The organism is Pseudomonas sp. EYE_354, from assembly GCF_023148575.1.
Taxonomy (GTDB): Bacteria; Pseudomonadota; Gammaproteobacteria; order Pseudomonadales; family Pseudomonadaceae; genus Aquipseudomonas.
Map to the genome: position 1 here is coordinate 157,544 of NZ_JAHXNQ010000005.1, position 24,908 is coordinate 182,451.

26 protein-coding genes and 2 pseudogenes are annotated in these 24,908 nt (G+C 62.5%); 13 read left to right on the forward strand and 15 right to left on the reverse strand.

Features of this window, described 5'->3' with window-relative positions; all coding sequences use genetic code 11:
• Positions 1 to 199 precede the first annotated feature (199 nt).
• Positions 200 to 1,534: an MFS transporter gene (locus KZX66_RS08845; protein ID WP_248078429.1), complete on the forward strand. Its 1,335-nt coding sequence runs from the start codon at positions 200 to 202 to the stop codon at positions 1,532 to 1,534.
• Here the strand turns inward: KZX66_RS08845 and KZX66_RS08850 are convergent, their stop codons facing one another.
• Entirely contained in the window at positions 1,535 to 2,413 is an 879-nt protein-coding gene (locus KZX66_RS08850) for a DMT family transporter (RefSeq protein WP_248078431.1), read from the reverse strand.
• A 192-nt stretch (positions 2,414 to 2,605) separates the two neighbouring features.
• Between KZX66_RS08850 and KZX66_RS08855 the strand changes: the two genes are divergently transcribed.
• From KZX66_RS08855 to KZX66_RS08865, 3 genes are read left to right on the forward strand one after another with little or no spacing between them, the layout of a single operon-like run.
• Positions 2,606 to 3,019, forward strand: coding sequence for a lipoprotein (locus tag KZX66_RS08855; protein ID WP_248078433.1), 414 nt, complete (start codon positions 2,606 to 2,608; stop codon positions 3,017 to 3,019).
• 56 nt (positions 3,020 to 3,075) lie between these two features.
• Positions 3,076 to 3,963 carry a neutral zinc metallopeptidase gene (locus KZX66_RS08860; RefSeq protein WP_248078435.1) on the forward strand — a complete coding sequence of 296 codons (888 nt, stop codon included), beginning with the start codon at positions 3,076 to 3,078 and terminating at the stop codon, positions 3,961 to 3,963.
• The gene (locus tag KZX66_RS08865) at positions 3,964 to 4,938 is read left to right on the forward strand and encodes an alpha/beta hydrolase (protein WP_248078437.1); all 975 of its coding nucleotides are present in this window, start codon (positions 3,964 to 3,966) and stop codon (positions 4,936 to 4,938) included.
• A gap of 34 nt (positions 4,939 to 4,972) precedes the next feature.
• Here KZX66_RS08865 and KZX66_RS08870 read toward each other — a convergent pair whose 3' ends face one another.
• From KZX66_RS08870 to KZX66_RS08880, 3 genes are read right to left on the reverse strand one after another with little or no spacing between them, the layout of a single operon-like run.
• Positions 4,973 to 5,560 (reverse strand): HAD family hydrolase, encoded by a 588-nt coding sequence (locus tag KZX66_RS08870; RefSeq protein ID WP_248078439.1) that lies wholly within the window; start codon positions 5,558 to 5,560, stop codon positions 4,973 to 4,975.
• Positions 5,557 to 6,426 (reverse strand): acyl-CoA thioesterase II, encoded by an 870-nt coding sequence (tesB, locus tag KZX66_RS08875; protein ID WP_248078441.1) that lies wholly within the window; start codon positions 6,424 to 6,426, stop codon positions 5,557 to 5,559. Before tesB ends, KZX66_RS08870 begins: the two co-directional genes overlap by 4 nt.
• Positions 6,427 to 6,464: 38 nt before the next feature.
• Positions 6,465 to 7,034 carry a GNAT family N-acetyltransferase gene (locus tag KZX66_RS08880; RefSeq protein WP_248078442.1) on the reverse strand — a complete coding sequence of 190 codons (570 nt, stop codon included), beginning with the start codon at positions 7,032 to 7,034 and terminating at the stop codon, positions 6,465 to 6,467.
• 75 nt (positions 7,035 to 7,109) lie between these two features.
• On the opposite strand from KZX66_RS08880, the gene KZX66_RS08885 reads away from it, so the two are divergent.
• Together KZX66_RS08885 and KZX66_RS08890 are read left to right on the forward strand one after the other, a co-directional pair.
• Positions 7,110 to 8,030: a histone deacetylase gene (locus KZX66_RS08885; protein WP_248078443.1), complete on the forward strand. Its 921-nt coding sequence runs from the start codon at positions 7,110 to 7,112 to the stop codon at positions 8,028 to 8,030.
• Between the two features lie 172 nt (positions 8,031 to 8,202).
• Positions 8,203 to 9,429, forward strand: a complete 1,227-nt coding sequence (locus tag KZX66_RS08890; RefSeq protein WP_248078752.1) for a TIGR03862 family flavoprotein — start codon at positions 8,203 to 8,205, stop codon at positions 9,427 to 9,429.
• 41 nt (positions 9,430 to 9,470) lie between these two features.
• On the opposite strand, the gene KZX66_RS08895 is transcribed toward KZX66_RS08890, so the two are convergent.
• Together KZX66_RS08895 and yedA are read right to left on the reverse strand one after the other, a co-directional pair.
• On the reverse strand, positions 9,471 to 10,805 hold the full coding sequence (locus tag KZX66_RS08895) for a DEAD/DEAH box helicase (RefSeq protein ID WP_248078444.1): 1,335 nt from the start codon (positions 10,803 to 10,805) through the stop codon (positions 9,471 to 9,473).
• Positions 10,806 to 10,853: 48 nt separating this feature from the next.
• A complete protein-coding gene (yedA, locus tag KZX66_RS08900) occupies positions 10,854 to 11,750 on the reverse strand; it encodes a drug/metabolite exporter YedA (protein ID WP_248078445.1) in 897 nt (298 codons plus the stop codon).
• A 160-nt stretch (positions 11,751 to 11,910) separates the two neighbouring features.
• On the opposite strand from yedA, the gene KZX66_RS08905 reads away from it, so the two are divergent.
• Positions 11,911 to 12,372 (forward strand): Lrp/AsnC family transcriptional regulator, encoded by a 462-nt coding sequence (locus KZX66_RS08905; RefSeq protein WP_248078447.1) that lies wholly within the window; start codon positions 11,911 to 11,913, stop codon positions 12,370 to 12,372.
• Between the two features lie 172 nt (positions 12,373 to 12,544).
• Here KZX66_RS08905 and KZX66_RS08910 read toward each other — a convergent pair.
• The 5 genes and pseudogenes from KZX66_RS08910 to KZX66_RS08930 form a co-directional block, all read right to left on the reverse strand.
• Positions 12,545 to 12,697, reverse strand: a pseudogene (locus KZX66_RS08910) (3'-5' exonuclease); the annotation flags it as partial.
• A gap of 67 nt (positions 12,698 to 12,764) precedes the next feature.
• Positions 12,765 to 12,917: pseudogene (locus tag KZX66_RS08915) on the reverse strand (3'-5' exonuclease); the annotation flags it as partial.
• A 67-nt stretch (positions 12,918 to 12,984) separates the two neighbouring features.
• Entirely contained in the window at positions 12,985 to 13,596 is a 612-nt protein-coding gene (locus tag KZX66_RS08920; RefSeq protein ID WP_248078453.1) for a 3'-5' exonuclease, read from the reverse strand.
• Between the two features lie 26 nt (positions 13,597 to 13,622).
• The gene (locus tag KZX66_RS08925) at positions 13,623 to 14,099 is read right to left on the reverse strand and encodes an NYN domain-containing protein (protein ID WP_248078457.1); all 477 of its coding nucleotides are present in this window, start codon (positions 14,097 to 14,099) and stop codon (positions 13,623 to 13,625) included.
• 129 nt (positions 14,100 to 14,228) lie between these two features.
• Positions 14,229 to 14,951 carry a DUF2076 domain-containing protein gene (locus tag KZX66_RS08930; RefSeq protein WP_248078461.1) on the reverse strand — a complete coding sequence of 241 codons (723 nt, stop codon included), beginning with the start codon at positions 14,949 to 14,951 and terminating at the stop codon, positions 14,229 to 14,231.
• A gap of 180 nt (positions 14,952 to 15,131) precedes the next feature.
• On the opposite strand from KZX66_RS08930, the gene KZX66_RS08935 reads away from it, so the two are divergent.
• The gene (locus KZX66_RS08935) at positions 15,132 to 15,791 is read left to right on the forward strand and encodes a YciC family protein (RefSeq protein WP_248078466.1); all 660 of its coding nucleotides are present in this window, start codon (positions 15,132 to 15,134) and stop codon (positions 15,789 to 15,791) included.
• Between the two features lie 40 nt (positions 15,792 to 15,831).
• On the forward strand, positions 15,832 to 16,920 hold the full coding sequence (locus KZX66_RS08940; protein ID WP_248078470.1) for an endonuclease/exonuclease/phosphatase family protein: 1,089 nt from the start codon (positions 15,832 to 15,834) through the stop codon (positions 16,918 to 16,920).
• 198 nt (positions 16,921 to 17,118) lie between these two features.
• On the opposite strand, the gene KZX66_RS08945 is transcribed toward KZX66_RS08940, so the two are convergent.
• Together KZX66_RS08945 and hrpB are read right to left on the reverse strand one after the other, a co-directional pair.
• The gene (locus tag KZX66_RS08945; RefSeq protein ID WP_248078473.1) at positions 17,119 to 17,934 is read right to left on the reverse strand and encodes a DUF1206 domain-containing protein; all 816 of its coding nucleotides are present in this window, start codon (positions 17,932 to 17,934) and stop codon (positions 17,119 to 17,121) included.
• A gap of 79 nt (positions 17,935 to 18,013) precedes the next feature.
• A complete protein-coding gene (hrpB, locus tag KZX66_RS08950; RefSeq protein WP_248078475.1) occupies positions 18,014 to 20,524 on the reverse strand; it encodes an ATP-dependent helicase HrpB in 2,511 nt (836 codons plus the stop codon).
• A 110-nt stretch (positions 20,525 to 20,634) separates the two neighbouring features.
• On the opposite strand from hrpB, the gene KZX66_RS08955 reads away from it, so the two are divergent.
• Positions 20,635 to 21,054 (forward strand): polyribonucleotide nucleotidyltransferase, encoded by a 420-nt coding sequence (locus KZX66_RS08955; RefSeq protein WP_248078478.1) that lies wholly within the window; start codon positions 20,635 to 20,637, stop codon positions 21,052 to 21,054.
• A gap of 9 nt (positions 21,055 to 21,063) precedes the next feature.
• Positions 21,064 to 21,969: a cation diffusion facilitator family transporter gene (locus KZX66_RS08960; RefSeq protein WP_248078480.1), complete on the forward strand. Its 906-nt coding sequence runs from the start codon at positions 21,064 to 21,066 to the stop codon at positions 21,967 to 21,969.
• A 23-nt stretch (positions 21,970 to 21,992) separates the two neighbouring features.
• On the opposite strand, the gene KZX66_RS08965 is transcribed toward KZX66_RS08960, so the two are convergent.
• Positions 21,993 to 23,027 (reverse strand): DUF6515 family protein, encoded by a 1,035-nt coding sequence (locus KZX66_RS08965; RefSeq protein WP_248078483.1) that lies wholly within the window; start codon positions 23,025 to 23,027, stop codon positions 21,993 to 21,995.
• Positions 23,028 to 23,442: 415 nt separating this feature from the next.
• Between KZX66_RS08965 and KZX66_RS08970 the strand changes: the two genes are divergently transcribed.
• Positions 23,443 to 23,922, forward strand: coding sequence for an Lrp/AsnC family transcriptional regulator (locus tag KZX66_RS08970; RefSeq protein ID WP_003176264.1), 480 nt, complete (start codon positions 23,443 to 23,445; stop codon positions 23,920 to 23,922).
• A 135-nt stretch (positions 23,923 to 24,057) separates the two neighbouring features.
• A complete protein-coding gene (locus KZX66_RS08975; protein WP_049713471.1) occupies positions 24,058 to 24,267 on the forward strand; it encodes a DUF2788 domain-containing protein in 210 nt (69 codons plus the stop codon).
• Here the strand turns inward: KZX66_RS08975 and KZX66_RS08980 are convergent.
• Positions 24,262 to 24,897, reverse strand: coding sequence for a pseudouridine synthase (locus KZX66_RS08980; RefSeq protein WP_248078486.1), 636 nt, complete (start codon positions 24,895 to 24,897; stop codon positions 24,262 to 24,264). The genes KZX66_RS08975 and KZX66_RS08980 overlap by 6 nt on opposite strands.
• Positions 24,898 to 24,908: the final 11 nt, after the last annotated feature.

The following is a 24,908-nucleotide window of genomic DNA, read 5'->3' on the forward strand; positions in this document are numbered from 1 at the left end:
TGTGGCAAATTATTCGCCCCCAGCCTACACGCAGCAATTAAAATGTACGAACCGGTTAGTTTTTGGTGCGATTATCGAACACTAAGCCCCTTTGGCGAATTGACGATGTTTTAGCCACTGCGCACCATCAATCCCGCATCACCGTGTAACAAAAGACCCAGAACACACCATAAAAATTTCAAAAAACGGGTACAACCACATGCCTCTGCAAAACTCCGCCCTGGCCTCGCGCCCCGGCACCCCGCACGCCGGCATCGGCGACAAGATCCGCGGCGCCATGGCCGTGGGTAAAACTCGCTGGGGCATGCTGGCCCTGGTGTTTTTCGCCACCACCCTCAACTACATCGACCGCGCCGCACTGGGCGTGATGCAACCGATCCTGGCCAAGGAAATGAGCTGGACGGCGATGGACTACGCCAACATCAACTTTTGGTTCCAGGTCGGTTATGCCATCGGCTTTGTGCTGCAAGGCCGCTTGATCGACCGCGTGGGTGTGAAACGCGTGTTCTTCTGCGCCGTGCTGCTGTGGAGCCTGGCGACCGGCGCCCACGGCCTCGCCACGTCGGCCGTCGGCTTTATGGTCTGCCGCTTTATCCTCGGGCTGACCGAAGCCGCCAACTACCCGGCCTGCGTCAAGACCACGCGCTTGTGGTTCCCCGCCGGTGAACGTGCGGTCGCCACCGGGATCTTCAACGCCGGTACCAACGTCGGCGCGATGATGACGCCGATGCTGCTGCCGTTGATCCTGCACGTATGGGGCTGGCAAGCAGCGTTTCTGTGCATGGCGTCGCTGGGCGCGATCTGGCTGGTGTTCTGGGGGTTGAAGTACTACAACCCCGAAGATCATCCGAGCGTTAAACAATCGGAACTGGACTACGTGCAACGGGAAGTCGAACCGGAACAACCGGGCGTACCGTTCAGCCGCATCCTGCGCATGCGCGGCACCTGGGCCTTCGCCATCGCCTACGCGCTGACCGCTCCGGTGTTCTGGTTCTACCTGTACTGGCTGCCGCCGTTTCTGAACCAGCAATACAACCTGGGCATCAACGTGACCCAGATGGGCATCCCGCTGATCATCATCTACCTGACCGCCGACTTCGGCAGTGTGGGTGGGGGCATCCTGTCTTCGTTCCTGATCGGCCGCGGGATGAACCCGATCAAGGCGCGGCTGCTGTCGATGCTGCTGTTCGCCTGCTGCATCGTGGGCGTAATCATGGCGGCCGGTTCCAGCCAGCTGTGGGTGGCGGTGTTCGCGATCTCCCTGGCCATCGGTGCGCACCAGGCCTGGACCGCCAACATCTGGAGCCTGGTGATGGACTACACGCCCAAGCACATGATGAGCACGGTGTTCGGTTTCGGCGGGATGTGCGCGGCCATCGGCGGCATGTTCATGACCCAGATCGTCGGTCATATCCTCACCGTGACCAACAACAACTACACCGTGTTGTTCACGTTGATCCCGGCGATGTATTTCATTGCGCTGACCTGGATGTACTTCATGGCGCCGCGCAAGATTCCCACCGTCGACGCTTGATCAACGCCGCCGCTGCTGCCAGGCAGCGGCCAACCCGCTCATGCAGATCACCCCGATGCCGATCACCGTGGTCCCATCGGGGGTATGGTTGAACACCAGCCAGCCCAGCAACCCCGCAAACACGATCTGGCAATAGCCGAACGGCGCCAGCAAGGCCGGCGCGGCAAAGCGGAACGCCTGGGTCAGCATCAAGTGCGCCGTCATCCCACAGGTGCCCAGCGCCAGCATCAACACCCCATGCCACAGCGTAGGGACCTGCCAGAAGAACGGCACCATCGCGCTCATCACCAGGGTGTTGCACAGCCCGGCGAAGAAGTTGCTGGTGGTCGGCGTGTCGTATTGGCTGAGGATGCGCGTCAGCAGTTGGTAAAAGCAGAAGAACAGCGCCGAACACAACGGCAACAGCACCGCCGGGGTGAACAGCTCGCCGCCGGGATGGATGATCACCAGCACCCCGACGAACCCGCAGATCACCGCCAGCCACTGGCCACGCGTCACGTGCTCACCCAACAGCGGCACCGACAGCGCGGTCACCAGGATCGGCGCGAGGAAGTTCACCGCCGTGGCCTCTGCCAACGGGATGTAATGCAACGCTGTCGTGAAGAACAGGCTCGTACCGAGCAGGCACAACGCCCGCACCACCTGCATGCCGGGTCGCTTGCTGCGCAGCACGCGCAGGCCCGATTGCGGCAGAAAGATGCCAGCCATCAACAACGTATGCACCACGTAACGCACCCACACCACCATCACGATCGGGTAGAAACCGGCCAGGTATTTGGACAAGGCGTCGTGGCTGGAAAACAGAAACGTCGCCAGCACAATCAGCAGGATGCCTTTGAAGGGATGGTTGACGCCGGAAAGCGGGGTACTGACAGTCATGGAAGTCTCTTGCGTGGCGGGTGGAACGCTGAACGCGGTGGCGCTCAACCCGGTAATCTAGCAGCCGGGTTGGAATGTGCCCCAAGAGCATAACCAAACACCGGGCGATCAGCGCACTAAATCACCCGAATCGAGTCCAACCCTGCACGCTCGCCCCGGCGTTGCACACTTTTTAACCAAGGCCTAGTTGTTATGAAAAAAACCTTCTTTGCGTTGTCTGCCCTTGCCCTGCTTACCGCTTGCCAGCAGGAGGCCAAGGACGCGCCAAAACCGGCGCCCGCTTCAGTCCAGGCGACCCTGGTGCCGCAAACCCCGCCCACCGATCAGTGGCTCGGCAAATGGGTGGGCGTCGAAGGCCTGCACCTGACCATCGCCAAGGACGACGTGGTCGGCCGCGGCCACTACATCCTCACCATGCAATACGGCCTCGACGCCGAAGACTCCGGCACCTTCAAGGGCGCAGCGTTTGAGGACGGCATCGCCTTCACCCGTCCGGACGGCCCGCAATTGCTGCGCGCAGGCGACGGCGAAGCCACGGGGCTTAAATGGCTGGCGGATAAAAAAGACTGCCTGGTCGTGAATACCGGTGAAGGGTACTGCCGCTAATACCGGCCATACTCAACCCACATCTTTGTAGGACCGTTCATCAAGAGGATTGCCCCATGCTATGGAAAAAAGGCCGACGCAGCGACAACGTGGTGGATGCCCGTAATGACAGTGGCGGCGGCGGTGGCGGCATGCGTTTTGGCGGCGGCAAGGGCCTGAGTCTCACGGCGATTGTGCTGATCGTCGGCATCGGCTGGCTGACCGGCCAGGACCCGCTGCAGATCCTCGGCCAGTTGACCGGCCAGATGGAGCAGGCGCCGTCAGTCAGCACGCAATCGCGCCAGGCCCCGCCCGCCAACGATGAGCAGGCCGATTTCGTCCGCGCCGTACTCGGTGACACCGAAGACACCTGGGGCCAGGTGTTCAAGGAAAACGGCCTGACCTACAAGAACCCGAAACTGATCCTGTTCCGCGGACGGGTCAATTCCGCCTGCGGTGGCGCCACCTCGGCCAGCGGCCCGTTCTATTGCCCGGCGGATCAACAGGTGTACCTGGACCTGGATTTTTTCCGGGAAATGTCACAACGCTTCCAGGCAGCCGGCGACTTTGCCCAGGCCTACGTGATTGCCCACGAAGTCGGGCACCACGTGCAGACGCTGCTGGGCATCTCCTCGAAAATCCAGGCCGCGCGCGAACAGGGCCGGCCAATGCAAGGCGACGGTGGCCTGCTGGTACGCCAGGAACTGCAAGCCGACTGCTTCGCCGGCGTGTGGGCCAACCGTGCGCAAAAACGCCTGAACTGGCTCGAACCCGGCGACATCGAAGAAGCCTTGAACGCGGCCAACGCCATCGGTGATGACCGTTTGCAGCAACAAGGCCAAGGCCGCGTGGTGCCGGACTCGTTCACCCACGGCACCTCGGCGCAGCGCGTGCGCTGGTTCAAGACCGGCTTCGCCCAAGGCCAGATCACTCAATGCGATACCTTCGCCGCCAAGAGCCTTTAAATGAATAAACGTTGGGGCTGGCTGTTGGGACTATTGGTGTCTTGCTCACCCCTGGCTGCCGAGCACGGCGTCAAGGTGGTCAGCCCCGAGCGTTTTCAGTTGGAGGGCGGCGATCTGAGCCTGGGCCTGAGCCAGGACTGGCGCCAACCGCTGCCCGGCGTCACCCGCGCGCTGATCATCGTGCACGGGCGCCTGCGCAATGCGCAGACCTACCTGCACAGCGGTGTCGAGGCCGCGCAGCGCGCCGCCGTGGGTGCCGGCACGCTGGTGATCGCGCCGCAGTTTCTCAATGAGTCGGATGTAAAACGCAACCAGCTGGATGACCGGTTACTGCGCTGGCAGGGCAACGACTGGATGGCCGGCGAGCCTTCCACCGGGCCTGGCCACGTCAGTTCGTACGGCGCGCTGGACCAGATCATCAAACACCTGGGCAACCGCACATTGTTCCCGGCGCTGAAGGAAATCGTGGTGGCCGGGCATTCCGGTGGCGCCCAGGTCGTACAGCGCTTTGCGCTCCTCGGCCACGCCCACCCAAGCCTGCAAACTGAAGGCATACGTCTGCGTTACGTGGTGGCCAACCCGTCGTCCTACGCCTACTTCAGCCCGCAGCGGCCGGTGCCGTTCGACGCCGCACGCTGCCCTGGCTTCAACGACTGGAAGTACGGCCTGCAACACCTGCCGGCCTACGCCAAGGGCCAGCGTGCCGAGCAACTGGAGCAGGCTTACGTGTTACGCGACATCACTTACCTGCTGGGCCAGCAGGACATCGACCCCAACCACCCGGCGCTGGATAAACGCTGCGAAGCCGAGGCCCAGGGCGCGTATCGGCTGATTCGCGGGCACAACTATTTTGACTACCTCAAGCGGCGCAATCCGCAGTTGCGCCAAACGCTGGTGGAAGTGCCGGGTGTTGGACATGACGGGGACGCAATGTTTACGTCGCCAGAGGGGCAAAACGTGTTGTTCACCCAATAACCAACCGAACCCACAATGGATGTGCGTCGCTGGTTTAGATCATCCGGCGCAGCGCCGCACAATCCTCGGCGTGCCAATCCGCCAACCCCGGCCAAGGGTTTTCACGCAGGTTAACCAGCACCGTGCGCGCCCCCGCCGCCCGGCCGCAATCGAGGTCAAAGCGGTAATCACCGACCATCACCATTTCGCTCGGCGCAACGTCCCAGGCGGCTGCCAGCTTCAACACCCCACCCGGATCGGGCTTGGGCGGTGCATCTTCACGACCCAGCACGTCTTCGACGGCAAAGCAGTCCGCCAGGCCAATGGCCTCCAGCGTCACATGCGCCAACTCCTGCGCATTACGCGTCAGGATGCCCAAGCGACAGCCACGGCCGGCCAACTCACGCACCAGTTCCACCGCGCCTGAAGCGGCGACGGAACCCAGCGCCAATTCCCGCTCATGCTCCAGCAACCAGGCATGCTTGGCCGCTGCCTCCTCCGCTGGCAGCGCCGCCAGGTGCGTGAGAATGTCGTCCTCGGGGGGAATGTCCAGGGCCACGCGAATGGCCGCAAAGTCATGCACGGCCACTGTGAGGGTGCCGTCCATGTCGAACACCCAGTGCTTCACCTCACTGAGGCTCATGCCCAGTCCTTGCGATGGCGAATCAAACCTTCCTGGGTCACTGAGGCCACCAGTTGCCCGGCGCGGTTGTACACGCTGCCACGGGAAAACCCACGGGAATTGCCGGCCCACGGGCTGTCCATGGCATACAGCAACCAATCATCGGCACGCAGGTCGGCGTGGAACCACAGCGCGTGGTCGAGGCTGGCCACTTGCATGTCTTTCTGCCACACGGTCTTGCCATGGGGCAGCAGCGAGGTGGTCAGCAGACCGAAATCCGAAGCGTAGGCCAGCAGGTATTTGTGCAGCGCCGGCGTGTCGGCCAGCGCGCCGTCGGCACGAAACCACACGTATTTGACCGGGTCGGACGGTTGCGGGTTGAACGGGTCTTTTTCGGTGACCGGGCGCACTTCGATGGGCTTGGGGCACAGCAGCTTGTCGCGCATGTGCTCGGGGATCAGGTGCGCACGCTGTTGGGTCAGCTCCAACTCCGACGGCAGATTTTCCGGGCCCACCACCACCGGCATGGTGGTCTGGTGCTCGAAGCCAGCTTCGTCGTACTGGAACGAGGTGGTACAGGTAAAGATCGGATGGCCCTTTTGAATCGCGGTGACACGGCGCGTGCTGAAACTGCCGCCGTCACGCACACGGTCCACCGAGTACACCACCGGCAATGCCGCGTCGCCGGGGCGCAGGAAATAACCGTGCAGCGAATGCACGTGCCGCGCTTCTTCTACGGTCTGGCTGGCGGCCGACAGCGACTGGCCGAGCACCTGGCCACCGAACAGTTGGCGAAAACCCAGGTCCTGGCTGCGGCCGCGAAAGAGGTTTTCCTCGATCGGCTCCAGGGTCAGCAAGTCCACCAGATCTTCCAATACTTGGCTCATAGAGCAACTCCTACAATCTATGGGGCATTCCGGGCTGCTTATCCGTGCAGCGTGTCCAACCATTGGGCGCGGGTGATGCGGTACAAAACATGCGGTCGCAGCGGTTCACCGGCTGCGACCTTGGGGTGTTCAAAATCAGCCCCGGGATCGTAATGCATCCCGATGGCCTGCATGACTTTTTGTGAGGGCAGATTCGTTTGGGTGGTGAAGGCGACGATTTCATCCAACTGCAGGCGGTCGAAACCACAGCGCAGCGCGGTCCACGCCGCCTCACTGGCGTAGCCCAGGCCCCAGTGTTCACGGGCCAGGCGCCAGCCGGTTTCCACCGCGGGGGTAAAGCCGGCTTCAAAGCTGACATTCTGCAACCCGGTGAGGCCGATAAAGGCGCCGGTGTCTTTGCGTTGCAAGGCCCAGAAGCCAAAGCCGTATTCAGCAAAATGCCCGCGAATCCGGCCGATCAACGCGGCGCTTTCCAGGTGGCTCAATGTGGCCGGGAAATAGCGCATTACCTGCGGGTCGGCGCACATGCGCGCAAACTCCGGCAGGTCGGTGTCGCGCCATTGGCGCAGCACCAGGCGTGCACTTTCCAATTCAAGTATCGGCTCCATGGGTCCCCTCCCTTGCCATGTGCGTGAGTGTACAGCGCTGGTAAGATCCTTCGCAGTTTCCCGTCAGAAAATCCCATGCCTTTGCCATTGATCTACCACGACGACTACAGCCCTGCGTTCCCGGCGGACCATCGGTTCCCCATGGACAAATTCCGCCTGCTACGCGATCACCTGGTGGACAGCGGCCTGACCCAGGACAGCCAATTGCTGCGCCCGCCATTGTGCCCTGCCGACATCCTGGCCCTGGCCCACGAACCGGGGTACATCGCGCGCTACATGAGCGGCGAGCTGTCGCGTGAAGACCAACGCCGCCTCGGCCTGCCCTGGAGCGAAGACCTCGCCCGGCGCACCGTGCGCGCAGTGGGCGGTTCGATCCTGGCCGCCGAACAGGCCCTCGAACACGGCCTGGCCTGCCACCTGGCGGGCGGCACCCACCATGCCCACTACGATTACCCGGCGGGCTTTTGCATCTTCAATGACCTGGCGGTGATCAGCCATTACCTGCTGGCCAGCGACCGGGTCAGCCGCGTGCTGATATTCGATTGCGATGTGCACCAGGGCGATGGCACCGCGCGGATCCTGCATGACACGCCGGAAGCGATCACCGTGTCGCTGCACTGCGAAAAGAACTTCCCGGCACGCAAGGCCCAAAGCGACTGGGACATCCCGCTGCCCATGGGCATGGGCGATGCCGATTACCTCAAGGTGGTCGACGATGCCCTCAACTACCTGCTGCCGCTCTACCAACCCGACCTGGTGCTCTACGACGCCGGGGTGGATGTGCATAAAGATGACGCCCTCGGTTACCTCAAGCTGACAGACGCAGGCCTCGCCGCCCGCGACGAAAGCGTGATGCGTCACTGCCTGGGCCGAGACATCCCGGTGATGGGCGTGATCGGCGGCGGGTATAGCAAGGACCGTCCGGCCCTGGCTCGCCGCCACGGCATCCTGCACCACAGCGCGCAACGAGTATGGACGTCATCAGGTTGTCATTGAATTGTGGGCGTTACCCACAATGGCTGTGGAACGGCCTGTGGATAACTTGAGCGTAAACGTCTGAGAGCGAGTAGCCATAAGGCGCGTAGGAAACTGTACGTTTTTTGATCAGGCATAAGCGCCGGTGTCGGGTAGAATGCTCGGCCTATTTCACACCACCGTAGCCCTGCCCATGCCTCACACCGCATCGCACCACGTCACTGTCATCGGCGGCGGCCCCGCCGGGCTGATGGCTGCCGAAGTCTTGAGCCAGGCCGGGGTGCGTGTGGACGTGTACGACGGCATGCCCTCGGTGGGGCGTAAATTCCTGCTGGCAGGCGTTGGCGGGATGAACATCACCCACTCCGAGCCTTACCCGGCGTTTGTGTCGCGCTATGCCGAACGCGCGCCGCACATGGCGCCGTTGTTGCGTGGCTTTGGGGCCGATGCGCTGTGTGAATGGATCCATGGACTGGGCATCCAAACCTTTGTCGGCACCTCCGGCCGCGTGTTTCCTACCGATATGAAAGCCGCCCCGCTGTTACGGGCCTGGCTCAAGCGCCTGCGCGATCAAGGCGTGGTTATCCACACCCGGCACCGTTGGACCGGTTGGAACGCCCGGGGTGATTTACTTATCCACAGCCCCGACGGCGAAAAAGTTGTCCACAGCGCTGCCGTGCTGTTGGCCCTGGGCGGGGGCAGTTGGTCGCGCCTGGGCTCCGACGGTGCCTGGCTCAAGCTGCTGGAAGACCGAGGCGTGCCCTATGCCGCGCTGCAACCGAGCAACTGCGGCTTCGAGGTGTCGGCCTGGAGCGACTTGATGATCAGCAAATTCGCCGGCGCGCCGTTGAAGAATGTCGCGATTGGTTTGGGGGACGATAAACCCCGGCTCGGCGAATGCGTCATCACTGCCACCGGGATCGAAGGCAGTCTGATCTACGCGCTATCGGCGCCGATTCGCGAAGCGATCAACCGCGACGGCTCGGCCACGGTGCATATCGATCTGCTGCCAAGCAAGCCGCTGGACAAGGTGCAGGCCGCCCTGGCCAAGCCGCGTGGCTCGCGCTCGATGAGCAAACACTTGCACAGTCAACTGGGGTTGGAGGGGGTCAAGGCCGCCTTGTTACGTGAACTGACGCCGGCTGAGCACTTCAGCGATCCCGCGCAATTGGCGGTGGATATCAAAGCATTGCCGTTGAGGCTGGTGAGGACGCGGCCGATCGACGAAGCGATCAGCACCGCCGGGGGCGTGCCCTTTGAGGCGTTGGATGAGCGACTGATGCTCAAGCAACTGCCGGGGGTGTTTTGTGCAGGGGAGATGCTCGATTGGGAAGCGCCGACCGGCGGGTATTTGCTGACCGGCTGCTTCGCCAGCGGGCAGGCCGCCGGACGGGGGATGTTGGAGTGGCTTAATCGCTGATCGGCGGTACACCCGAAGCGGCCATCAGCCACACCACACAATCACTTCTTTTTGCGCGGCCCGGTATTGAACACGGGCACCTTGCGCACCGGCTTGATCGACGGTTCCGCCGGCGCGGCGTCGCCGCTGTCTACCCACTTGCCGAGGTTGCGCTTACCGCCACCGCCGGAGGTTTTGGGCTTCTTCGGCTTTTTCGGTTTCTTCACCACTTGCCCGCTGGCGTCAGTGTCCGGCACGCGGTGCTCCGGTTCGAAGTCCTGCTCCATTTTGCGGGTCAGGGTCTGACGGGTGAGCATCTCGATGGCCGACAGCATGTTCACTTCATCGGCGCACACCAGGGAAATCGCCTCACCGGTATTGCCCGCGCGACCGGTACGGCCGATACGGTGGATGTAGTCCTCGGCGACGATCGGCAAGTCGAAGTTGACCACCAGCGGCAGGTCTTCGATATCCAGGCCACGGGCAGCAACGTCGGTGGCCACCAGGATCTGCACTTCGCTGGCCTTGAAGCGGTCCAGCGCCCGTTGGCGGGTTGCCTGGGGTTTGTCGCCGTGGATGCCATCGGCATTGATGCCCAGACCCTGCAACTTATCCACCAGCGCATCCACACCGTTACGGGTTTTGGCGAACACCAGCACCTGTTTCCAGCGGCCTTTGCGCATCAGGTGCACAAACAGCTCCGCCTTGCGCTTCTTGTCGACCGGCACCACCCACTGCTTGACGGTGTTGGCGGCAACGTTGCGCGGGCTGACTTCGATGCTCAGCGGGTCGTTAAGCATCTGCCCGGCCAGCAGGCGGATGTCATCGGAGAAGGTCGCGGAGAACAGCAGGGTCTGGCGCTTTTTCGGCAGCATGCGGTAGATGTTCGCCAGTTCTTCGGAAAAGCCCAGGTCGAGCATGCGGTCGGCTTCATCCAGCACCAGGGTTTGCAGCTGATTAAGCTTCAGCGCGTTCTGGCGGAACAGGTCGATCAGGCGGCCAGGGGTGGCGACGAGAATGTCGACCCCCTTGCGCAGCTTCATCATCTGCGGGTTGATGCTCACGCCGCCGTACACCGCGTACGTGGTCAGCGGCAGGTGTTGGGCGTATTCGGCAACGCTGGCGTGAACCTGCTCGGCCAGTTCGCGGGTGGGGCACAGGATCAACGCGCGCGCTGAGTTGGCGGCGACTTTCGGCCCTTCCATGGTCAGCAGCTGCAGCAGCGGCAAGGCAAAACCGGCGGTCTTGCCGGTGCCGGTCTGGGCCGCGGCCATCAGGTCGCGACCGGCCAGCACCGCCGGAATGGCTTGCGCCTGCACCGGCGTCGGGGTCTGGTAGCCAAGCGTCTCAAGGGCGCGCAGCAAGGGTTCGATCAGGCCAAGGGTGGCGAAAGTCATGTGTTTACCGTAGGAAAAATTCAGCGCAAGGGCGATATGCGCGGCAGTTTACCTTATTTCCGGTTTGGGCTTGCGCCATTGGGGCAGGCTGATCAGCAGCACCGCGCTGATGATCACCAGCATCGCCAGGGCTTCTTCCAGGCCAATGGTCTCGCCCACGAACACAATCCCCAGCAACACCGCGACCGCCGGGTTCACATAGGCGTAGCTGGTCGCCGCCGCCGGGCGCACGTGCTTGAGCAGGTACATGTAGGCGTTGAAGGCAATGATCGAGCCGAATACGGTCAAGTAGGCCAGCGCCAGCCAGCCTTCCAGCGGCGGCATGGCCTGCAGATGCTCACCGGACAGCGCGCTGCCGAGCAACAGCGCCACGCCGGCGACGAGCATTTCCGCGGCACTGGCCATGGCGCCCTGGGGCAGCGACAACTGCCGGCTCCACACGGAACCGAACGCCCAGGAAGCAGCGGCGAACAACAACAAAGCGGCGCCCAACGGGCTCGATTGTAGGGTGCTGCCCATGTTGAGCATGGCGATGCCGATGATGCCCAGGATCACCCCGGCCCATTCCAGCCGCGTATTACGCGCACCCCAGAAGTACCCGCACAACAAGGTAAACAGCGGCACCGTCGCCACCGCCAGCGCAGCCACGCCAGAGGACACGCCGGCATGCTCAGCCAGGGTGACGCCGCCATTGCCAAAGGTGAGCAGCAAAATACCGATCATCCCCGCGGCCTTCCATTGTGGCCAGGTCGGCGCCGGCACCCCGCGCCATCTGAGATAGCCATACATCAACGCCCCCGCCGTGCAGAACCGAATCCCCGCCAGCAGCAACGGCGGCCAGTACTCCACGCCGATGCGAATCACCAGGTAGGTAGACCCCCAGATCACATACAACGCAAAAAAGGCGGCGATCAACGGTAAGGGAAAGCGACGTGGGCCAGGCATGGGGCGGCTCTATGGCAGGACATGGGAGGCTTATTCTAGAAAGACAGGTCGATAAAGATAAGTTACAAAACCTGTTTAAACCGCCCATACACTTTTCAAAGCATGGTTATGAAAGCTATAACCCTTGCTTTCGAAAGCAACGCGCCACGAGAGCCTTATCATGGACAAATACGACCGCATGCTCCTCAGTGCCCTGCTCGAAGACGGCCGCGCGTCCTACGCGCAATTGGCCCGCACGGTAAACCTCTCCGCCCCCGCCGTCGCCGAACGCGTGGCCAAGCTCGAAGCCAGCGGAGTGATTACCGGGTATCAGGCCAAGGTGGACTTATCGAAGGTGGGCTTGCCGATCCAATGCGTGATCGAACTGCGGCTGACCAACCATGGCAGCCAGAAGACCTACGACGCACTGGCTGAAATCCCCGAACTGACCGAATGCCACCGGGTGACCGGCGATCCGTGCGTGATCATGCAGGCGGCGGTGGGCTCCATGCCGGAGCTTGAGAATTTGATCAATCGAATAGCCAAGTTCGGCTTCAGCAAGACTTCGATCATTTTGTCGAGCGCGATAGAGCGGCGGGTGCCGTTGGGGCAGTTGGAGGGGAATGGGAAAAGTGGTGGCTAAATACAGCAAGGTCTTCGGCCTCAGCCAACCGATCACTCCGCGCATGCTGATCGTTCCCACGCTCTGCGTGGGAATGCCGCCCTGGACGCTCTGCGTCCGCTCTTAAAGTCGTGACGCGGAGCGTCACCAGATGCATTCCCACGCGGAGCGTGGGAACGATCAGCGCCAGGCCTTAAAACCCGCGATGCTTCTTCAAATGCTCATTGATCTTCGCCGCCGGCACTTTCTGCAAGCTGCACAGCAAATCATGGGACAGCTCGCGCAAGCCGTGGGTCTGGCGCAGTTCCCGGGCCAGATGCGCGGTCAGGTTGGCGGCCATTGCTGATCGTTCCCACGCTCTGCGTGGGAATGCCGCCCTGGACGCTCTGCGTCCGCTCTCTCAGCGCCAGGCCTTAAAACCCGCGATGCTTCTTCAAATGCTCATTGATCTTCGCCGCCGGCACTTTCTGCAAGCTGCACAGCAAATCATGGGACAGCTCGCGCAAGCCGTGGGTCTGGCGCAGTTCCCGGGCCAGATGCGCGGTCAGGTTGGCGGCCATTGCTGATCGTTCCCACGCTCTGCGTGGGAATGCCGCCCTGGACGCTCTGCGTCCGCTCTCTCAGCGCCAGGCCTTAAAACCCGCGATGCTTCTTCAAATGCTCATTGATCTTCGCCGCCGGCACTTTCTGCAAGCTGCACAGCAAATCATGGGACAGCTCGCGCAAGCCGTGGGTCTGGCGCAGTTCCCGGGCCAGATGCGCGGTCAGGTTGGCGGCCATTTCCGCATCGGCCATGGCCCGGTGAGCCTGGCCGGTGTGGGGCAGTTGCGCATAGCTGTTGAGGGTGCCGAGCTTGTGGTTGGGCGCGGACGGCATCAGGCGGCGGGCAAGCAGCAGAGAGCAGGCAAATTTTTGCAGGCGGGTGCGGCGGATCAGGCCCAGTTCGAAGTCCCAGAACTTCTGGTCGAACGCGGCGTTGTGCGCCATCAGCGGCGTGGTGCCGACGAATTCATTGACCTCGTTCATCACCCGCTCGGCCGGCGGTGCACTGCGCAGCATGGCGTTGCTGATGCCGGTGAGCTGTTCGATAAACCCCGGCACGCGTACGCCAGTGTTCATCAGGCTCTGGTAGCGGTCGACGATGTGCCCACGCTCAAGGATGACCACGGCAATTTCCGTGGCCCGGCAATGGCTGCTCGGGGTAATGCCGGTGGTTTCAAAGTCGATGACCGCTATACGTTCCAAACCTGTTTCAACTCCGTTTATACAATCTATTTGAGCAGCAGCGCGCCTTCGATCGGCACATAGCGGCTGGCGGCGCGGATCAGTGAGTTGGCCGTCAGCCCCGGCACGCCGTAGGCCACGGCTTGCACGCCGTGCTTGTGGATGATGCGCTCGAGCAACATGTCAAAATCACCGTCGCCGGAGGCCAGCACCACTTCGTCGACATGGTCGGCGGCGTCCATGATGTCGAGGGTGATGCCCACGTCCCAGTCGCCTTTGGCCGAGCCGTCGCTGCGCTGGATGTAGGGTTTGAGTTTTACCGTAAAGCCCAGGTTGCGCAGGATCTGCTGGAACTGCTGCTGCTTGCTGTCGCCCCGGTCGATGGCATAGGCGTACGCCTCGACGATCTGCCCGCGCGAGCTGATGTCAGCCCACAAGGCGGCGTAATTGAAGTGGCAGCCGTACGCCTGGCGCACGGTGTAATAGAGGTTTTGTACATCGGCGAACACTGCAATTTTCTTCACCGCACTTCCCCATGACAGCCACTTGGACGCCGGACACACCGGTCCGCAAAGGCGCCAGTATGCCAGCCACAGGAAGGTTTCCGGGAAAAATCAGCCCGGCGCGACGAAGCGCGCCGGGCGTTGGCTGTGTCAGACGAAGGAATCGTCGTCGCCAAAGGAAGACGAGTCGTCGGAATAGTCGCTGTCCGCGTTGCTGCCGCCCCAGTTGTCATTGCCGGCAAACTTCTGATCATCGTTGCCCCAGTTGCCTTGATCGCTGGCCGGTGCGGGTTGCTCGATGATTTCTTCCACCATCTGCGGCTGCTGGTTGTGATGGAACAGGCTGCTGATGCCCTCGGCCAGCAACACGCCACCGGCCACACCGGCGGCGGTTTTCATGGCGCCCCCGAGGAAACCGCTGCCCATGGGTGCGGCGGCGGCAGGTTGTGGCGGCTGTTGGTAGTTCTGCTGCGGTGCGGGCTGGCTGAACCCAGGTCGCGCCGGCTCACGCCAGCCGCCGCCCGAGTTGGTCGGTGCCGGCGCAGGCTGCGCATCGCGCGAACCGCCGCCAAAGATGCTCGACAGGAAGCCACCGCTGCTCGCCGGGGCCGGCTGTGCGGACTTGGCCCGTTGCAGCTCATCCTGCAATTGCTCGATCTGTTGCGCCTGTTGCTTGTTCTGCGCGTCGAGACTTTTGAGTGCGTGCTCCTGCACCAGAATCGACTGGGTCATGTAGTAGCCGGCGGCCGGTTGGCGAGTCATGTGCTCCTTGATCCGCGCTTCGGCCTGGGCGTCGCGGGGGGCTGAGTCCGTTTCGGCTTGTTGCAACCGTGAAAACAGTCCATCGATCAGGGTTTGCTCTTCGCTGTTCATGGCGACCTCGTTAGATTGCCGTTGGAAATCGTGGTCCTGCCTGTCATCAGGCCAGGTGCGTGCTAGTTATGGGGCTGTTACCAATTGTTTCAATGGTCTTTACTCAAGGTTTACGTTTGCGCGCCAGAGACCCTGATCGGTTAAAGTGGCGCCCTTGCTTTTTGGCCTGCGATGAAGCTGATGAATCCGTTAGACGTATTGCGCGACTCCTTCCGTTTTACCCGGCACAACCTGGGGGCCATCATTCAGTTGTGCCTGCCGCTGGTGATGCTCGAAGCCTTGCTGCAACAGGTGCTCGACCACACGCTCGGGCCGGACGCGTTCCCCGGTTACAGCGTCATCGTGGGGTTGTTGGTGTATCCGCTGTACACCGGCGCGCTGATCCTGTTCCTGGACGCGCGCACCCGCGGCGAATCACCGCGCACCAGGGACGTCTGGGCCATGGCCTTGACCCTGTGGCCGCGCTTCGCCGTGCTCACGGCCATGAGTACGTTGCTGATCCTTTTGGGCTTGTCGCTGTATTTCCTACCGGGCCTGTGGCTGATGGTGGTGCTGGCGTTTGCCGAGTACCTGCTGGTACTGCGCGGCATGCCGGCGCTGGAAGCGATGAAGGAAAGCTTTCGCCTGACCCGTGGGCATTTCTGGCGAATCCTGGTGTGTCTGCTGTGTGTGATGACACCCCTTTGGCTGCTCAAGGGCGCCAGCGTCGCGGCCTATCCCGACCCGGCGCCGCTGCTTGGGCTGTTGATGGACAGCGTCCACAGCTTCCTGCAACTGTTCACCAGCGTGGTGCTGTTCCGTTTATTCATGCTGATCGGTGGCGATGCCGACGCACGGTGATATGCTCCGTGCCATTCCTGAAACGCCATAAGCCGAGCCGATGACCCGTTTATTGCGCATCACCCTGTTGGGCCTGTTGATCATCGCAGGCCTGCTCACCGCCCTGATCTACAGCCTGACCTGGCGCCCCGCCGCCAAGGAGACCCTGCCGGTGAGCTGCGTCGCGCCTCGTGCGCCGACCCTGCTGCCGGGGCAGGCGCTCAAGGTGATGACCTGGAACGTGCAATACCTGGCCGGCAAGAACTACGTGTTCTGGTACGACACGCCCGACGGCAGCGGCCCGGACGATCGCCCTACCGTGGAAGACATGGCCGTGAGCCTGGACGAGGTGGCGCGGGTGATTCGCGACGAGCAGCCCGACATCCTGCTGTTGCAGGAACTCGACGAAAACGCCAAGCCCTCCCACTACCAGGACCAACTGGCGCTGTTGCAAGAGCGCCTGGTCGACCTCTACCCCTGCAGCACCCAGGCGTTCGACTGGAAAGCCGACTTTGTGCCCGACCGGCATATCTTCGGCAGCGTCGGCCGCAAACTCGCGACCCTGAGCCGCTACCAGATCGAACACGCCGAACGCCTGCAACTGCCAGCGCCGGACACCAACTTCATCAGTCGCCAGTTCCAGCCCAAGCCTGCCTTGCTGCTGACCTACCTGCCCCTGAGCGACGGCGGCCAACTGGCGGTGCTCAACACGCGCCTGGACGACGACGCGCCGGGCCGCAGCGCGGTGCAAGAGCAGGTGCAAGCCGCCGTGAAGTTGCTGGATAAATTCGAAGGCCGTGGCACGCCATGGCTGATCGGCGGTGACTTCAACCTGCTGCCCCTGGGGCAATTCCTGCGCCTGGACGCGGGCAAGCGCGGCCAGTATTCACCGGACAGCGAGCTGCACCTGCTGTGGGACAAATACCCGATGATCCCGAGCAACAGCGAATCCAGCGGCATCGACCGCGAAAAATGGCTGACCTATTTCCCCAACGACCCCAGCCTGGACAGCCCGGATCGCACGGTGGACTACCTGTTCTACAGCTCGCGGATCAAGCGGCTGGAGGCGAAAGTGCGGCAGGACGATACCTTGCGTATCTCCAACCATTTGCCGGTGATTGCACGGTTCCTGCTGCCCGCCGCGCAGTAGCCGCAAATTATCCCCGCAAAGGGGACAATTAATTTCATTCCTGCCCAATTGTCGCTCACTCGATTCGACCGTACATTCACTGCCAAGCCAACAGGCGGCCAGGATGCAAAAAAGCCCGCGTTCAACGCGGGCTTTTGCTTATTTGCGCGGTTTGATCCGCGCGATGGCTGCTCATGGCCGTGAGACTTCCGGTTTTCATCAATGCCTGTTCTGTACTCCGGGCACATCCATGTTGATCTTGCGCCAGAAGGCTTCAGAGAAACTGTAAACCGAGAAAGCAATCAGCCCTGAGGCCATCACCATCAAAAGCAACCAACCGGCAGGTAGGTTTTGGAGCGCATCCAGTGACTCCTTCATACCAGGCGGATCCATGGCTTGATAAGCGGAACCGCTGATTGCGAGCAGCAACGCAATCTCTATAAAAACAACCCCGCGCGCGATTAGGCCGAACCGCGAGACCGGGCGAACGTAGCGCATGACGTCTTCGTCGGCCTCAAAATATTTCTCGAACGAGGCCTTCCATCCCTTGATGAGGTGAGCAACACCCACACCAAGCGGGACGAGTGCGATCAGGTACACCACCAAACTCGAGTGATCCCAAGACAAAAAATGCGCCAGCCAGTCTTTGGTCTGCCCACCGGAATGACCCGAGCTTCTAACGCCGCTAATGAGTAGACCCAGCGCAAAAACCGCTAGAGCACCATTGACCACACCTCCGGCAAGCAGACCTGCGCGAATCACCAAGCCTTTGAGTTTTTTCCCATGATGATCGACATCACGCGTAGCTTGCAGAACGCGCCAAGCCGCAAACGCAAGAAGACCTGCCACAACAAGCCCAACTAAAAAATAGCCAAACGGTTGGCTTAGCAATGCTTCCAGGCTTTTGTGGCTGTCTTTGGGCTTCGTCGAATCTTGTGCTGCCAGGAGCGCGAAGATACCGATGATCAAATAAAGCAATCCTCGAGCGGCGTAGCCTCCTCGAGCGAGTATTACCAGGCTATGTTGCGCGGACATTCGATGCATTCCCAGATCTGATAAAGAGCAGACCCTTCTTGCGGGATGGGGTTCTATTTCAGTGTCAGACGAGCGCCCTCTATGTCCCTCTCGGCTTCGCACGGGCCGTCGCCTCGGCAACCAGTGGATCATCCGGCCAGTAATGCTTCGGATACCGCCCCTTCAAATCCTTTTTCACCTCGGCGTACGTGCTGCGCCAGAAGTTCGCCAGGTCCTGCGTCACCTGCACCGGCCGCCGCGCCGGGGACAGCAGGTGCAACTTGACCACCTGACGCCCGCCGGCGATGCGCGGGGTGTCCGCCAACCCGAACAATTCCTGCAAGCGCACCGCCAGAATCGGTGGCTGTTCGCTGTAGTCCAGACGCACCGATGAGCCCGACGGCACTTTCACATGCTGCGGCGCCAGTTCGTCCAGGCGCTGGGGCAGCGGCCAGGGCAACAGGTTGTGCAGGTAGCTGGAAATATCCAGGCTGGCGAAATGGCTCAGGCGCGAGACTTTGCCCAGGTAGGGCATCAACCAGTGTTCCAACTCGGCGAGCAAGGCCTTGTCGCTGACATCTGGCCACTCGCTGGTTTTGTCGGCGCCCAGTTGGCGCAGCAGCATCACCCTGGCCTGCCATTGACGCAGCTCGGGGGTCCAGGGCAGCAGTTCCAGGCCTTTACGGCGCACCAGGTTGACCAGCGCCTGGCTGCGCGCGGATTCGTCCAGGCCCGTGAGCGGCTCGCGGCTGAGCACCAGTTCGCCGACTTTGCGTTGGCGTTCGGCGCGCAATACACCTTCGCGCTCGTCCCAGTCCAGTTGATCGACGTTGCGCACTTGCTCGGCGAGTACCGTGTCGAACAGGGCCGGATCAAAGTCCGCCGCCAGGTAGATGCGCTCTTCGCGCTGGCCCTGGCGGCTACCCAGGTCTGCAATCACCAGCCAGGCTTGTTTCATCAGGCTGTCGGCTTCTGCGAACAGCGCCGCGCGGCCATTGGCCAGGCGGTATTCGGCGCCGCCTGGGCGACGTTGCTGGGCGACGCGGTCGGGGTAGGCCAGCGCCAGCAAAGCCCCCAGCCAGCGCGGGTGATCGGGATCGGCCACCGGTTGCGTCGGCTGGCCTCTTAGATAACTGCGATATTGCCGCGCCAGTTGCTTGGCCCGCTGCACACCACCTTGGGTGCCGCGTGCACGCTCTTCGCCGGACAACAGCGCCAGGCGACTGTGCAAGTCCGCGCCAGCACCGCGCAAGATATCGCGCTCGCCCAACAGCGCGGCGACGTCACAGGCCATCGCCGCCAGCCCCAGGTCCTGCCCACGCAACAGCAAATGGGCAATACGCGGGTGGGCCGGCAACTCGGCCATGTTCTGGCCATGAGCGGTGAGCGTGTCTTCGTTTAATGCGCCAAGACGCACCAACAGGTCCTGGGCCTGGGCGTAGGCGGCGCTCGGCGGCACATCCAACCACACCAGTTGCGTCGGCGTGACGCCCCAGCGCGCCAGTTGCAAGGCCAAGCCGGCCAGGTCGGCGGCGAGGATTTCCGCACTGCCGTACGCGGCCAGGCCTTCATGCTGGTCCTCGGACCACAACCGATAACACACCCCCGGCTCCAAACGCCCTGCCCGGCCAGCACGCTGGGTGGCGCTGGCGCGGGAAATACGCTGGGTGTCGAGGCGGGTCATGCCGCTGCCGGGGTCGAAGCGCGGCACCCGTGCCAGCCCGGCGTCGATCACCACGCGCACACCGTTGATGGTCAGGCTGGTTTCGGCAATGTTGGTGGCCAGCACCACTTTGCGCTTGCCGGCGGGCGCCGGGTCAATGGCGGCGCGTTGGGCGTTGAGGTCCAGCTCACCATGCAAGGGGCATAGCAGGACGTCGGCGCGATCACCCAACGCGTCAGCCAATTGCTGATGCACACGGCGTATCTCGGCCTGCCCCGGCAGAAACACCAGCACGCTGCCGGGTTCGTCATGCACGGCTTCAAGGACGGTCTGCACCACGCGTGGCTCGATAAATTCGCCCGGTTGGTAAGGCCGCCCCCAACGCATCTGCACCGGGAACATGCGCCCTTCGCTGCGCAGGATCGGCGCGTCGTCGAGCAAGCTGGCCAGGCGTTCGCCTTCGAGGGTGGCGGACATGAGCAGGATTTTCAGCGGTTGCTCGTCACGGAACAGCTCTCGGCCGTTGAGGCTCAGGGCCAGCGCCAGGTCGGCGTCGAGGCTGCGCTCGTGGAATTCGTCAAAAATCAGCAACCCCACGCCTTCCAGCGCCGGGTCATCCTGCAAGCGGCGGGTAAGGATGCCTTCGGTGACCACTTCGATGCGCGTCGTGGGCCCGACTTTGCTGTCGAGGCGGATGCGGTAGCCCACGGTCTGACCGACCTTTTCTCCCAGCTCACTGGCCAGGCGTTCGGCAGCCGCACGGGCGGCCAGGCGCCGCGGTTCGAGCATCAGGATGGTTTGCCCGGCCAGCCAGGGCTCGTTGAGCAAGGCCAATGGCACGCGGGTGGTTTTACCGGCGCCGGGGGGCGCTTCCAGCACGGCTTCATGGCGATTCGCCAAGGCGTCACGCAGGGCGGATAAAACATCATCGATCGGCAACGAATTCATACTGGCTCCAAAGCAGAGCGGCGAGTATAACGGCGAACTGCCGCCTGCCGACGCTGGTCTCAAGGTCAGTGTTATATAGTCGCGTATCAACCGAATTCAGGAGAGTCCCTATGCGTATCGCTTCCCGTGTTATCGGCGGTGTTCTGGCCGTCACCCTGTTGAGCCAGCTCACCGCCTGCGGTTCGATTTTCTACCCTGACCGCCGTGGCCAGATCGACGGCAAGATCGACCCGGCGATTGCCGCGCTCGACGCTGTGGGCCTGCTGTTCTACGTGATCCCTGGCCTGATCGCATTTGGCGTCGACTTCGCCACCGGTGCGATTTATTTCGAGCCAGGCAAGACCGCCCAAGTCGCGCCGGAAAAACTCCAGCAAGCCATCGGCGCCGATGGCAAGGTCGACAACGCCAAGCTGCAGACCATCATCCAGACGGAAACCGGCCGCACCCTGCCCCTGGACGACCCGCGCATGATTCAGTTCAAGGGCAGCGTGCAGCAACTGGCGGCCCTCGGCCTGCAACCCGCCGCGTAAGGACTGCTTATGACCAGCAGCCCCGAACACGCAAGGCTCCTGCGCCTGGCCACCCGCGCCTCTGTCGGCGTGGCCTGTGCGTTGATCATCACCAAAGCCATTGCCTGGTGGTTCAGCGGCTCGGTGAGCATGCTCGCCGGGCTGACCGACTCACTGCTCGATGGCGTGACCTCGCTGTTGAACCTGCTGGCGGTGCATTACGCACTGCGCCCGGCCGATGACGACCACCGTTACGGGCATGGCAAGGCCGAGTCATTGGCGGGCATGGCCCAGGCCATGTTCATTGGCGGCAGTGCGGTATTGATCGCGCTGCAGGCCTACGAACGTTTGCAGCATCCGCAACCGGTGGGTGCGCCGTGGCTGAGCATTGGGGTGATCGTCTTTTCGCTGGTGCTGACCGTGGCGCTGCTGATGCTGCAACACCGGGTCGTGCGCGAAACCGGCTCCAACGCCGTGCGCGCGGACTCGCTGCACTATCGCTCCGACCTGCTGCTCAACGGCAGCATCCTGGTGGCATTGGTGCTGGCCGCCATCGGCCTGCATCAGGTGGATGCGTGGTTCGGCCTGGGCATCGCCGCCTACATTTTGTGGAGCGCGATCCACATCGCCCGGGAGAGCTTTGCGGTGCTGATGGATGAGGAACTGCCGCCGGAGGTGAGCCAGCACATGCTCGACCTGGCGCGCGGCGTGCCGGGTGTCCTGGGCGCCCATGACCTGCGCACGCGGGTCTCGGGCAACCATTGGTTCGTGCAGTTGCACCTGGAGTTACCGGGCGAACTGACCCTGTCGGTGGCCCACGGCATCAGCGATAAAGCCGCCGATGCCATCCACGCGGCCTACCCTAAGGCCGAAGTGCTGGTGCATGCCGATCCTGCGGATCAGCTTCAAGCCACAGGCCTCAAGCCGCACGTTTGAAACCTGCCGCTTGAAGCTTACGGCTACCATTGCACTTGATAGCCGCGACTGCCCAGGCAGTTGCCCTGGGCCTGGCGGTAGGTTTGCACCACTGCAGGGTCGGGGGCGTAGGTGACGGCCTGCGGGTCGAAGCCGCTTTGCTGCACCGCCCAGCGATAACAGTCATAGCCGTCCTGCTGCACTTGGGCCGGTGACTGTCCGTTGGCGGGATACGCCACCACGTCATAGCCATTGCCTTGCGGCGCGGGCGGCGGCGATGGCACTTGCGCCGGCGGTTGCACCACCACGTACTGTTGGGTGCTTTGTTCGTAGGCGTAGTAGGCGCCGGCGGCGAGGAACAACAGCGAGCCGCCCACCCACACTTCGCGCGCATAGTCGGGCAAATAATGCACGCGAATGCCATAGGGCGGCGCCACTACCACGTAGCGCGGGCCTTGAGGACGGTACCAGTAGCCGCCCGAGAAAAAATAGTCCTGGCCGCGATAGGGCACGCGGTAATTGCGGTCGGGGAAGCGGTCGACGACATAGCCCGGACGATACTGCGGGCCGGGGCCCCAACCGTTGCCATGGCCGTCCGGACGTCCCGGCCAGCGATGATCATCCGGACGTGGACCGGGGCGCGAGCCTGGGCCGCCGGCGTCCCAATGCCGGTTGTCGTCGTTGCGCCGAGGGATATCGCGGTAGTAGCCCTGGCGCGGTTCCTGGGTCTGGCGCACGGTGTCGGGGCGCCCCTGGATCGGCAGGTTGTTCGATGGCTGCGGCTGCGGCGCCGGCCGGCTCTGTTCATTGCCTTGTGGACGAGCTTGCCACTGCCCGCCGCCATTGTGAGCGCCACGTTCGCCCGGCTGATTCTGCTGGCGTGGCTGATTGTTCTCAGGGCGTGGCGCGTTATTTTGCGGCCGTGGCGGCTCATTGCCCTGCCGCCCGCCCTCCGGCCCTCGTTCATGCTGACCACCGCCTTCTGGGCGCGGTGCGTTATCACGCTCGTCGGCCGCTACGTGGCTGCCCACGGTGACCATCAGCAAACCTACACCTGCCAAACGCCAGATGCGCTTCATGCTATTCCTCACTGCGGATTAGGGCCTGTCCATGAGACTGGAAAAGCGCGGCCCGGTTCTCGCACAGGTTATCAGTCACGAGAAGATTGTTCGCAGGCAAAAGAAAAGGGGTGACCCGTCGGCCACCCCTTGAGAACTTCGTCCGTGCTCAACGCTTTTGGCGCTGGCTCACCTCACGCAGCCTTCTGGGCCGTGTGCAGCCTGGAGGCCGGCTCAACCCTGCTGGGGTGGCGGCCGCAGCGGGCCTGATTGGGCGGGCTGCTGTGGACTGTTGTCCAGGCGGTGATTCTGTTGATAAAGATACAGTCCCGCGCCCGACAGATGATTGCGAAGATTGCGTCAATAAACAGTGCTTGCGCAATTTTTAACCCTTCATGGATAATTCGCCGCAATAGTTACGACAAAGGCCAACCCAATGAGCAAGCTTGACCGATACGACCTGAGTATTCTGGCGGAATTGCAGCGCGACGCGAGGATCTCCAACCAGGAGTTGGCCGAACGTATTGGCCTGTCGCCGTCGCCCTGCTCGCGCCGGGTCAAGCAACTGGAAGACGACGGCTACATCTCCCGCCAGGTCGCGCTGCTCGACCGCAAGATGCTCGGCCTGAGCCTCACTGCCTATGTACTGATCGGCATGGACCGCCACACCCCCGAGCGTTTCGAGAACTTCGAAGCTGCCATCCGTACCCTGCCCCAAGTGCTCGAATGCAGCCTGGTCACCGGTATGGATGCGGACTATCAGTTGAAAGTGGTGGTGCCGGACATGGATCACTATCAGAAACTGCTGCTGGGCCACCTCACCCGAATCGAAGGCGTGACCAGCGTGCGCTCGAGTTTTGTGCTCAACCAGGTACTGAACAGCACCGAGCTGCCGCTGACTCACCTGCGTACTTAACATCGGCGAGGGTCAGATGTGGGAAGGGGTGAGCCCACTCCCACACCTGGCTTGCACGTCGATCCAGGTCAATGTTGCAGCCGCGACGCTGCCGTATACTTGCCGCCTGCCCACCGGAAGAGTTCCATGAATAACATCGACCCCGTCCTGTTCGAAGAATGGATGATGACCGGCCTGGTTACGATCCTGATCATTTTCATGGGCTTTATCGTCTGGGACCTGGCGAAAAAATCCAAGGCCGGGCGCTTTGGCTCGTTCATTCTGTTTTTCGTGCTGGGCCTGGGCGTGGCCGCGTTCATCATCAAGAGCGTGGTGATCGGCCTGATCGAGTCCGGCGCTTTATAAGCGCGCCGGCACCGCCTTCCATTGGCCTTGATCGAGGCCTTCGATCGACCAGTCCCCAATGCGCACGCGCACCAGGCGCAACGTCGGCAAACCCACCGCCGCGGTCATGCGCCGCACCTGGCGGTTACGCCCCTCCCGAATCACCAGTTCCAGCCAGTGGGTCGGCACGCTCTTGCGAAAGCGCACCGGCGGGTTGCGCGGCCATAACGCGGGCTCTTCCAACTGCCGCGCTTGGGCGGGCAAGGTCTTGCCGTCGTTAAGTTCGACGCCGTCGCGCAAGCGCTGCAGTTGCTCTTCCGTCGGCTCACCTTCCACTTGCACCCAGTAGGTTTTCGCCAGTTTGTGCTTGGGGTCGGCAATGCGCGCCTGCAACTGGCCGTCGTTGGTCAGCAACAACAGGCCTTCACTGTCACGGTCCAGGCGGCCGGCGGGGTAGATGCCGGGGATGTCGATAAAATCCTTGAGGGTAGCGCGCCCGCCTTCGTCGCTGAATTGGGTCAACACGTCAAAAGGCTTGTTGAACAGGATCAGCTTGGGCTCGGCCGGTGGCGCCTTGGCGACACGACGCGCAGCGGAATGCGGAGGTTTCACACCGGGGCGGCGCGAATCAGGGCGAGTAGGACGGGACATGGCAAAGGAAC

Bases quoted from the DNA above. Each gene is read 5' to 3' on its own strand.
- KZX66_RS08935 (WP_248078466.1), top strand. From the start codon at position 15,132: ATGAATCCGTTAGACGTATTGCGCGACTCCTTCCGTTTTACCCGGCAC.
- KZX66_RS08885 (WP_248078443.1), top strand. From the start codon at position 7,110: ATGCCTTTGCCATTGATCTACCACGACGACTACAGCCCTGCGTTCCCG.
- KZX66_RS08865 (WP_248078437.1), top strand. From the start codon at position 3,964: ATGAATAAACGTTGGGGCTGGCTGTTGGGACTATTGGTGTCTTGCTCA.
- KZX66_RS08860 (WP_248078435.1), top strand. From the start codon at position 3,076: ATGCTATGGAAAAAAGGCCGACGCAGCGACAACGTGGTGGATGCCCGT.
- KZX66_RS08970 (WP_003176264.1), top strand. From the start codon at position 23,443: ATGAGCAAGCTTGACCGATACGACCTGAGTATTCTGGCGGAATTGCAG.
- KZX66_RS08965 (WP_248078483.1), bottom strand. From the start codon at position 23,027: ATGAAGCGCATCTGGCGTTTGGCAGGTGTAGGTTTGCTGATGGTCACC.
- KZX66_RS08870 (WP_248078439.1), bottom strand. From the start codon at position 5,560: ATGAGCCTCAGTGAGGTGAAGCACTGGGTGTTCGACATGGACGGCACC.
- KZX66_RS08845 (WP_248078429.1), top strand. From the start codon at position 200: ATGCCTCTGCAAAACTCCGCCCTGGCCTCGCGCCCCGGCACCCCGCAC.
- KZX66_RS08940 (WP_248078470.1), top strand. From the start codon at position 15,832: ATGACCCGTTTATTGCGCATCACCCTGTTGGGCCTGTTGATCATCGCA.
- tesB (WP_248078441.1), bottom strand. From the start codon at position 6,426: ATGAGCCAAGTATTGGAAGATCTGGTGGACTTGCTGACCCTGGAGCCG.
- KZX66_RS08895 (WP_248078444.1), bottom strand. From the start codon at position 10,805: ATGACTTTCGCCACCCTTGGCCTGATCGAACCCTTGCTGCGCGCCCTT.
- hrpB (WP_248078475.1), bottom strand. From the start codon at position 20,524: ATGAATTCGTTGCCGATCGATGATGTTTTATCCGCCCTGCGTGACGCC.
- KZX66_RS08880 (WP_248078442.1), bottom strand. From the start codon at position 7,034: ATGGAGCCGATACTTGAATTGGAAAGTGCACGCCTGGTGCTGCGCCAA.
- KZX66_RS08945 (WP_248078473.1), bottom strand. From the start codon at position 17,934: ATGTCCGCGCAACATAGCCTGGTAATACTCGCTCGAGGAGGCTACGCC.
- KZX66_RS08980 (WP_248078486.1), bottom strand. From the start codon at position 24,897: ATGTCCCGTCCTACTCGCCCTGATTCGCGCCGCCCCGGTGTGAAACCT.
- KZX66_RS08850 (WP_248078431.1), bottom strand. From the start codon at position 2,413: ATGACTGTCAGTACCCCGCTTTCCGGCGTCAACCATCCCTTCAAAGGC.
- KZX66_RS08930 (WP_248078461.1), bottom strand. From the start codon at position 14,951: ATGAACAGCGAAGAGCAAACCCTGATCGATGGACTGTTTTCACGGTTG.
- KZX66_RS08855 (WP_248078433.1), top strand. From the start codon at position 2,606: ATGAAAAAAACCTTCTTTGCGTTGTCTGCCCTTGCCCTGCTTACCGCT.
- KZX66_RS08960 (WP_248078480.1), top strand. From the start codon at position 21,064: ATGACCAGCAGCCCCGAACACGCAAGGCTCCTGCGCCTGGCCACCCGC.
- KZX66_RS08955 (WP_248078478.1), top strand. From the start codon at position 20,635: ATGCGTATCGCTTCCCGTGTTATCGGCGGTGTTCTGGCCGTCACCCTG.
- KZX66_RS08905 (WP_248078447.1), top strand. From the start codon at position 11,911: ATGGACAAATACGACCGCATGCTCCTCAGTGCCCTGCTCGAAGACGGC.
- yedA (WP_248078445.1), bottom strand. From the start codon at position 11,750: ATGCCTGGCCCACGTCGCTTTCCCTTACCGTTGATCGCCGCCTTTTTT.
- KZX66_RS08890 (WP_248078752.1), top strand. From the start codon at position 8,203: ATGCCTCACACCGCATCGCACCACGTCACTGTCATCGGCGGCGGCCCC.